We start from the raw sequence: 3955 nt of genomic DNA, 5'->3' as shown, positions 1-3955 counted from the left end.
GTCTTGTAGGCGTGGGCAACGAGCTGGCCGAGATTTTCCGGCGTCGGCATGATGGCGCCGAAGCAGCCGAGATTGGTGCCGATGCCAGCAATGCGAACGCCCTTGAACTGCAGTATCTGCTCGACGGTCGGGATCAGGTCGTTCGGCCAGATGCCTTCGCGCAGATCTCCGAGATCGATCATCAGCATGATGTCGTGGATGCGGCCCATGCGCTCGGCGATGCGCGATATCTCGCGGATGGTGGCGAGTTCCGACTGCAGACTGATGTCGACGGTGCGCACCACCTCCTCGACACGCGCCATCGGCGGGCTGCGCAACAGCATGATCGGCGCGTTGATGCCGCTGTCGCGCAGCCGGCGGATGTTCTCGAAACGCGATTCGGCGATGCCGGCGACACCGCCGCGCAACATGGCGCGCGCCACTTGCGGCATGCCGCAAGTGCCCTTGGTGACGCCGAACACTTTTATGCCCGACAGCGCGCAGCGCTCGACGATTGTGCGCGCATTGCGCTCGATGCGGCCAAGGTCGATAGCGACTTGCGGTCCCGACATCACTACCCCCCGTAGACCAGCCCCTGCGGGTCGATCTCCGGCTTGCGGCCGGAAACGAGGTCGGCAAGGATTTTCCCCGAGCCGCAGGCCATGGTCCAGCCGACATGGCCGTGGCCGGTGTCGAGATAAAGATTCTTGTAGCGAGCCTGGCCGATGACCGGCACCGAGTTGGGCATCATCGGCCGCAGACCCGCCCAGAACACAGCCTTCTTCTCGTCGAAGGCACCCGGAAAAAGATCCCTGCCGGTGCTGATGATCGTCTTGAAATCGGCGGGCTTGAAAGTTCGGTCGAAGCCGGTGAATTCAGCCGTCGAGGACATCCGCAAGCGGTTGCCCAGCCTGGAATAGCCGATCAGCCGGTCCTCGTCGGCGCCGCCCATGGTCGGTCCCTTGCTTTCGTCCTCCAGGGGAATCGTCGCGCTATAGCCTTTTACCGGATAGACAGGCAGGTCGATGCCGTAGCGGCGCCCGAGCAGGCCGCTCTCCGGTCCCATCGAGATGACCACGGCATCGCCGGCGACCGGGCCGGCCGACGTCATCACCGCGCGCACATGATCGCCCTCGATGTCGAGGCCTTCGACTGTCGTGCCGAACAGGAATTTGACGCCGAGCTTCTCGGCAGCATAGGCGGCCAGCCTGTCGACAAACTGCTTGGAATCTCCGGTCTGGTCGGTTGGCGAATAGACGCCCCCGGCAATCTTGTCCTTGACGCCGGCAAGGCCTGGTTCCAGTTCGACCAGCCGGTCGCGGCCGACGATTTCGATCGGCAGGCCGTGCTTGGCAAGATAACGGTAATTGTCGGTACCGGTGTCGAGGCTCTTTTGCGAGCGGAAGAAATAGAGGATGCCCTTCTTGCGCTCGTCGTAGTGGATGCCGGTCGCTTCCGAAAGCGCATTGATGCAGTCACGCGAATAGAGCGCGAGCCTGAGCTTGATGTCGGTGTTGGCGCGCAGGCGCGCCACCGTGCACTGGCGCAGGAAACGCAGGCTCCAGGCGAGGAAATAGGGATCGAGGCGCAGCCTGACCTTGATGCCGAGATCATGGTTGTAGAGCCCGCGCAGGAAAGTCTTCAAAGCCGCCGGCGAGGCCCAGGCGGTGGCGTCACCCGGTGACACCAGGCCGGCATTGGACTGGCTGGTGCCTTGTGCCGCCGCCGGATGGCGCTCGATCACTGTCACCTCATGGCCGTCGCTGGCCAGATAATAGGCGGCCGCCGTACCGACGACACCGGCCCCGAGCACCGTTATTTTCATGCCATCCCCCAAGAGCTCCTCGCGGCGCGGCGCCTCCGCACCTTGCCGCGAACGCCTTCAATAGCGCTTCGCTGCCCGCCTTGCGAGCCCTTGGGAGAACCCGGCTCAGCCGCGCGCGGAGTTCTTGCCGGTCAAGATGCGCTCCCAGGCGAGCGCGTCGGCGACGATCTGGTCGAGATCGTCGCGTTGCGGGGTCCAGCCGAGTTCAGCGCGGGCGAGATCCGAATTGGCGACCACCGCCGCGGCGTCGCCGGGACGGCGATCGCCCATCTTCACCTCGAAATCATGGCCGAAGGCGCGGCGCACGCTGTCGATGACCTCGAGCACCGAGTAGCCATGGCTGTAGCCGCAATTGGCGACGAAGCTTTGTCCCCCGGCACGCAGCCGCTGCAAGGCCAGGCGATGCGCCGCCGCCAGGTCGCTGACATGGATGTAGTCGCGCATGCAGGTGCCGTCCGGCGTCGGATAATCGGTGCCGAACACCTGCATGAACGGCCGCTTGCCAAGTGCCGTCTCGCAGGCGACCTTGATCAGATGGGTGGCGCCCGGCGTCGACTGGCCGGTGCGGCCCTTCGGGTCGGCGCCGGCGACGTTGAAGTAGCGCAGCGCGGTATAGCGCAGGCCATGCGCGATCGACGCGTCGCGCAGCATCCACTCACTCATCAGCTTGGACAGGCCATAGGGCGATTCCGGCGACAGGCGGGCGTCCTCGCGCACCGGCTCCAGCCCGGCCCCGCCATAGACGGCGGCGGTCGATGAAAAAATGAAATTGGGCACGCCTTCGCGCACCGCGGTTTCGATCAGCGTGCGCGTCTTCGAGGTGTTGTTCTCGTAGTAGCTGAGCGGGTCGGCGACCGATTCCGGAACCACGATCGAGCCGGCGAAATGAATGATCGCGTCGACCTTGTTCTCCCTGATGACCGAGCCGACCAATTCCCTGTCGGCGACGTCGCCGACGACCAGCTTCGCCTCCGGCGCCACCGCCCATTCAAAACCGGTGGAAAGGCGATCGAGGACGACCACGCTCTCGCCGGCATCAAGCAACTCCCAGACCATGTGGCTGCCGATATACCCGGCACCGCCTGTAACCAAAACCGTCATCCGCGTCCTCGCTTATCCAAGATTTATCGGAAACTGTCTCAACCCCCGCTTCTACTGGAAAGCCCGCCGCATAACCATTGAAACCGTGGTAACCGGCATCGCCGGCTAGGGGCATCGTCCTGAAACAAAGTTGATCCACATCAAGGGAATAGGCCACGATCCGTGATCGTTAGGAACAGGTCCGGGGCGTGGCATTTTGACCAAAAAGGCCAGGTGGACGACCAACAGGCCAATGATTATGATCCCGCGCAAAAATTGGGAAGCCTATATGAACTATCAGCGGTTCTTCGAGGAAGCGATCGACCAGCTCCATGCCGAGCGTCGCTACCGCGTTTTCGCCGACCTGGAGCGGATCGCGGGCAAGTTCCCGCGCGCCATCTGGCGTTCCAATGGCCGCGCCGAGGAAATCACCGTCTGGTGCTCCAACGACTATCTCGGCATGGGCCAGCATCCCGACGTCATCGCCGCGTTCCAGAATACCGCTGGCAAGATGGGTTCGGGCGCCGGCGGCACCCGCAACATTTCCGGCACGTCGAACCCGCTGGTCGAGCTCGAGGTGGAGCTTGCCGACCTGCACGACAAGGAAGCGGCACTGGTCTTCACCTCCGGTTTCGTCTCCAACGAAGCCTCGATCTCGACCATCGCGAAGCTTTTGCCCAACTGCCTGATCATCTCGGACGAACTGAACCACGCCTCGATGATCGAAGGCGTGCGGCGTTCCGGCGCCGAGAAGAAGATCTTCCGCCACAACGACGTCGCGCATCTGGAAAGCCTTTTGCAGGCGGCTGGACGCGAACGCGCCAAGCTGATCGTCTTCGAAAGCGTCTACTCGATGGATGGCGACATCGCGCCGATCAAAGAGATCGTCGAGCTCGCCGAGCGCTACAACGCCATGACCTATATCGACGAGGTCCATGCCGTCGGCATGTACGGGCCGCGCGGCGGCGGCATCACCGAGCGCGAAGGCCTGGCCGACCGCATCGACATCATCGAAGGCACGCTGGCCAAGGCGTTCGGCACGCTGGGCGGCTACATCACCGGCACCAGCGC

At 63.6% G+C, this 3955-nt stretch carries 4 protein-coding genes; 1 reads left to right on the top strand and 3 read right to left on the bottom strand.

The annotated features are described in order from the left end of the window. The 3 genes from EN750_RS22330 to galE all read right to left on the bottom strand — a co-directional run. Positions 1 to 551, bottom strand: a 551-nt coding sequence (locus EN750_RS22330; RefSeq protein ID WP_189526381.1) for an alanine racemase, incomplete at its 3' end; no start/stop codon positions are given. Positions 552 to 553: 2 nt separating this feature from the next. Further along, positions 554 to 1804 carry a D-amino acid dehydrogenase gene (locus tag EN750_RS22325; RefSeq protein ID WP_127397662.1) on the bottom strand — a complete coding sequence of 417 codons (1251 nt, stop codon included), beginning with the start codon at positions 1802 to 1804 and terminating at the stop codon, positions 554 to 556. 105 nt (positions 1805 to 1909) lie between these two features. Further along, positions 1910 to 2905: a UDP-glucose 4-epimerase GalE gene (gene galE, locus EN750_RS22320; protein WP_127397661.1), complete on the bottom strand. Its 996-nt coding sequence runs from the start codon at positions 2903 to 2905 to the stop codon at positions 1910 to 1912. 268 nt (positions 2906 to 3173) lie between these two features. On the opposite strand from galE, the gene hemA reads away from it, so the two are divergent. Continuing rightward, positions 3174 to 3955 (top strand): 5-aminolevulinate synthase (gene hemA / locus EN750_RS22315; protein WP_127397663.1); only part of this gene is annotated, 782 nt, incomplete at its 3' end.

Source organism: Mesorhizobium sp. M7A.F.Ca.ET.027.03.2.1 (assembly GCF_003999175.1).
Classification (GTDB): domain Bacteria; phylum Pseudomonadota; class Alphaproteobacteria; order Rhizobiales; family Rhizobiaceae; genus Mesorhizobium.
This window is presented reverse-complemented; position numbering and strand designations above follow the sequence as displayed.

Bases quoted from the DNA above. Each gene is read 5' to 3' on its own strand.
- EN750_RS22325 (WP_127397662.1), bottom strand. From the start codon at position 1,804: ATGAAAATAACGGTGCTCGGGGCCGGTGTCGTCGGTACGGCGGCCGCC.
- galE (WP_127397661.1), bottom strand. From the start codon at position 2,905: ATGACGGTTTTGGTTACAGGCGGTGCCGGGTATATCGGCAGCCACATG.